This is a genomic window from Arthrobacter vasquezii (assembly GCF_029455255.1).
Lineage (GTDB): Bacteria > Actinomycetota > Actinomycetes > Actinomycetales > Micrococcaceae > Arthrobacter_D > Arthrobacter_D parietis.
The window spans coordinates 1-4,731 of sequence record NZ_JAROKN010000104.1 but is presented as its reverse complement, the minus strand read 5'-3'; the positions used below and the strand labels follow the sequence as shown (position 1 = coordinate 4,731).

Here is a 4,731-nt window from a genome sequence, read left to right as displayed (position 1 = left end):
GGTCCCAACCGGATGAACCGGGTCGTCGTGCGCAGTGCCGCGGCGGGAGTGGCCGCCCACGCGCTCAACCTGGCGAAAGGCGCCTACGCGCCGCGCGCCGTCGTCGGCTTTGATGCACGCCGCAACTCGCGCATCTTCGCGGAGGAAACCGCAGCGATCTTCACTGCGGCCGGCCTCGAAACCTTCCTCATGCCCTCTGAACTGCCGACGCCGGTGCTCGCCTACGCGGTCCGTGCACTTGAGTGCGAGGTCGGTGTGATGGTGACGGCGAGCCACAACCCGCCGCAGGACAACGGGTACAAGGTGTACCTCGGCGGCCGTGCGGTGGAGGAGACTGCGCGCGGCGTGCAGATTGTCGCCCCGCATGACGCGCAGATCGCCGAGCAGATTGCAGCCGCTCGCGATATTCAACTGGCGCCGGGCTGGAACGTCCTCCCCGAAAGCATTGAGACGGATTACGTTGCTTCCGTTCTTGCCCTCGCGGACCGGGAGGCGTACCCGTCCCGCGACCTGTCGATCGTGCTCACGCCTCTACATGGAGTGGGCGGGCGGACCGCGCAGAGCGTCCTCGCCTCCGCCGGGTTCGACACCGTGTATGTCGTCGAGGAACAGGCAGAACCGGACCCCACGTTCCCCACGGTCGACTTCCCCAACCCGGAGGAGCCCGGTGCGCTCGACCTGGCGCTGGCCGCTGCGGCTGACCAGGACGCCGATCTTGTGTTGGCCAATGATCCCGACGCCGACCGCGTTGCCGCCGCGGCCAAGGACCCTGCGACAGGTGAATGGCGGATGCTGCGCGGGGATGAAACGGGCGCGCTGCTCGGCCTCCACGTGGCGGCCCGGCTCGCGGACGATGCGAAGCACGGCGCCGTCTTCGCCAACTCGGTCGTCTCCTCGCGACTGCTCGGCAGGATCGCGGACGCCTCCGGCATCAGCCACGCCCAAACGCTCACGGGTTTCAAGTGGATCTCCCGCGTTCCGGACATCACCTACGGCTACGAGGAAGCACTCGGCTACTGCGTGGCACCGGAACTGGTACGGGACAAGGACGGCCTGTCCGCAGCCCTGCTGCTGGCCGAGTTCGCCGCTGCCTGCAAAGCCGAGGGCAAGACCCTCTTCGACATCCTCGACGAACTGGCACTCGTCCACGGGCTGCACGCCAGCGACCAACTGTCAGTACGGGTAGGCAGCCTGGGGCTGCTGGGAGCCATGATGAACCGCCTTCGCGAGGCGCCGCCGTCGTCGTTTGCGGGTTCAGATGTGGTGGTCGAGGAGGACCTGGCTGAAGGCGTCCATCTGCCGCCCACCGACGGGCTGCTCTACGTCACCCGGGACGACACCCGCGTGATCATCCGCCCCAGCGGCACCGAGCCCAAGCTCAAGTGCTACCTGGAGGTCATTGAACCGGTGGATTCCGCAGCAGAGGTAGCGGACGCGAAAGCAACAGCGCGGACCCGGCTCGATGCCGTGATCCGCGATGTTGAGGAAGCGCTAGGGCTCTAGACGAGCACTTCCACCATTCCGCTGATCACCCGCGTCGGGAAGCTTCGCAGGGCCGTCCCGGATCCCGCTGCGGGAACGCCGGAATCCAGGAAGTAGACCTCCTTGTGCAGGGGCGAGGTGATGGTGAACCTCTGCCCGCGTGAGCCGACAATTCCGCGTGCCATGACCTGTGAGCCGCTGACCGGGTCGCGGTGCGAAACGGCGAACACCGTCGCTGAATCCACCCGGAACAGCGCCACCTGACGGCCGTGGATCAGCGCAGCTTCTCCCCAGCACAGCTCGAGGTCCTCAAGCCGGCAGATGGGATACCAGGTGCCGTCCTCGAAAGCAGCGAGCGTCGGTGTGTGATCGAGTTGCAGAGTCATGAGTCTCCCCGTTCGGATTGTTTGATCAGTTGCGATTACTGGTCAACTGAGCCTGCATCCGACGCTACGAACGCCGCGTTACGCGCTCCCGCCCGAAGTGTTGCGGCTGCGTAAAACGCACCTCACCAAGCCGCCTGTCACCGGTGAGTGTGAAGTTAATCTTCGTTTACATAAGCGAAATCGCGGGGCAATTGGGCGTCCGTACGCTCGGTACCTAAGTGCGGCAACCGGTTGAGTTCGGAAGCTGCAAAGCGGCGAAAGGTACCCCTCATGAACTTCCAACAGATCCTCGTCGTCGGCGGCGGCCCGGCTGCCCACCGCTTCGTCGAGGCCATGGTCTCCCGTGGGCTGGACGGGTTCTGCGTCACCGTCCTCACCGAGGAGACCTGGCTGCCGTATGACCGCGTTGCCCTCAGCCAGGCACTGCTCGACGACGTCGACCTCACCCTCGGCGAGCCAACCATGTGGGACCACCCGGCCGTCACCCTCGCAACCGGCTCCCGTGCGGTGTCGCTGGACCGGGAAGCCCGCACGGTCACCACCGAGGCCGGCGAGGTGTACCCCTATGACCAACTGGTTCTCGCCACCGGCTCCAACGCTGCCCGGCTACCGCTTCCCGGCATGGAATCCGCGCATGTCTACCGAACAGTCGACGACGTCCGTACCCTCCGCGCGGAAGTCGCCCGCCTGACGGAGGAGTATGGGCGGACTATCGACGCCGTCGTCATCGGTGGAGGTCTGCTGGGCCTTGAAGCGGCGGGCGGCATGCAGTCCCTCGGCGCCAACGCCGCCGTCATCAACGGAGCTCCCTGGCTCATGAATACCCAGCTGGACCAGGGCGCCGGGCAGGCCCTCGACCGGCTGATCACCGCGAAGGGGCTCACCGTACACGGCGGCGTGTTCCCCGCCGGCTTTGTGCTTGAGGACGGTCGGATGACCGGGGTCGACATGGCCGACGGCCGCCGGATCCCGGCTGACCTCGTGGTCGTCGCGGTCGGTGTCCGCGCCCGCGATGAGCTCCCCCGGGACGCCGGAATGACCATGGGCCAGCGCGGCGGCGTGGTGATCGACGACGCCTGCGCCACCGAGGATCCGAGCATCTGGGCCATCGGCGAGGTGGCCTGCTTCGAGGGCATGTGCCTCGGCCTCGTGGCGCCGGCGAACACCATGGCCGAGATCGTCGCCGACAGGCTGCACGGCGGCACCGCAACCTTCCCCGGCTTCGACACCGCCACCAAGCTCAAGCTCTCCGGCGTGGAGGTCGCCAGCTTCGGTGACGCCTTCGCGAAGACCGAGCACAGCCTCGAGATCGTCTACGCCGACCCGGCCCGCGGCCTCTACCAGAAGCTCGTGGTCACCGACGATGCCAAGACCCTCCTCGGCGGCATCTTCGTGGGCGACGCCGCCCCCTACACGGCACTCCGCCCGCTGCTGGGACGCGAGCTCAGCGCCGAGCCGGGCGCCTACCTCTCCGCCGCCGGCGCAGGTGAGGCCCCCGAGACCGAGCTGCCCGACGACGCCATTCTCTGCTCCTGCAACAACGTCTCCGCCGGCTCCATCCGCGACGCCGTCAACGGCTGCGGCACCTGCGAGGGCTCCGAACCGGTCCGGGAACTCAGCCCGCTGAAGGGCTGCACCAAGGCCGGCACCGGTTGCGGATCCTGTGTGCCGATGCTCAAGAAGCTCCTCGAGGGCGAGCTGACCAAGAGCGGCATCGAGGTCTCCAAGGCACTCTGTGAGCACTTCGCCATGTCCCGCCCGGAACTCTTCGAGGCCGTCCGGGTCCTCGAACTCGACAGCTTCGAGGGCATCATCGAGCGCTTCGGTGTCCCCGAATCAGGGCTCCTCGGCTGCGACATCTGCAAGCCCGTCATCGGCTCCATCCTCGCCTCGCAGCGCGCCGAATACGTGCTCGACGGCGGCCGCGGCATCCTGCAGGACACCAACGACCGGGCGCTGGCCAACATGCAGAAGAACGGCACCTACTCGGTGGTGCCGCGCATCCCCGGCGGCGAGATCACCCCGGAGAAGCTCGGCGTCATTGCCAAGGTGGCCCAGGACTTCAACCTGTACACCAAGATCACCGGCGGCCAGCGCATCGACCTGTTCGGCGCGCGGCTCGAGGAGCTCCCCGAGATCTGGAAGATCCTCGTCGAGGCCGGCTTCGAGTCCGGCCAGGCGTACGGCAAGAGCCTGCGGACCGTGAAGTCCTGTGTCGGCTCGACGTGGTGCCGGTTCGGCGTCCAGGACTCGGTGGCCATGGCCATCAACCTGGAGCTGCGCTACCGGGGCCTGCGCAGCCCGCACAAGCTGAAGTTCGGCGTCTCGGGCTGTGCCCGCGAGTGTGCCGAGGCCCGCGGCAAGGATGTCGGCATCATCGCCACCTCGGACGGCTGGAACCTGTACGTCGGCGGCAACGGCGGCGCGACGCCCGCCCACGCGCAGCTGCTCGCCAAGGACCTCGACGACGACACCCTCATCCGCTACATCGACCGCTACCTCATGTACTACATCCGCACCGCCGACCGGCTGCAACGCACCGCGGCGTGGCAGGCAGAGCTCGACGGCGGCCTCAAGCACGTCGAAGACGTCATCATCCACGATTCCCTCGGCATCGCCGACGACCTCGAATCCGCCATGGCCCGCCACATCGACAACTACGAGGACGAGTGGGCCGCCACCCTCAAGGACCCCGAGCGCCTGCGCCGCTTCCGCTCCTTTGTCAACGCCCCGCATGAGAAGGACGACTGGATCGCCAATGTTCCCGAACGGGGCCAGATCCGACCCGCCACCGACGAGGAACGTGCAGCCGCGCAGGCCGGTACCGGGCCGGTGCTGCTGGGCGCCGGGATCCCGGTCCGCG

Annotated in this window: 3 protein-coding genes; 2 read left to right on the top strand and 1 reads right to left on the bottom strand. The window is 67.5% G+C overall.

Features of this window, described 5'->3' with window-relative positions; translation table 11 throughout:
* On the top strand, nucleotides 1-1,503 hold a 1,503-nt coding region (locus tag P4U43_RS17620; protein ID WP_277359901.1), incomplete at its 5' end, for a phospho-sugar mutase.
* Here P4U43_RS17620 and nirD read toward each other — a convergent pair.
* Entirely contained in the window at nucleotides 1,500-1,868 is a 369-nt protein-coding gene (gene nirD / locus P4U43_RS17615) for a nitrite reductase small subunit NirD (protein WP_277359900.1), read from the bottom strand. The genes P4U43_RS17620 and nirD overlap by 4 nt on opposite strands.
* A 270-nt stretch (nucleotides 1,869-2,138) precedes the next feature.
* On the opposite strand from nirD, the gene nirB reads away from it, so the two are divergent.
* Nucleotides 2,139-4,731 (top strand): nitrite reductase large subunit NirB (gene nirB, locus P4U43_RS17610; protein WP_277359899.1); only part of this gene is annotated, 2,593 nt, incomplete at its 3' end.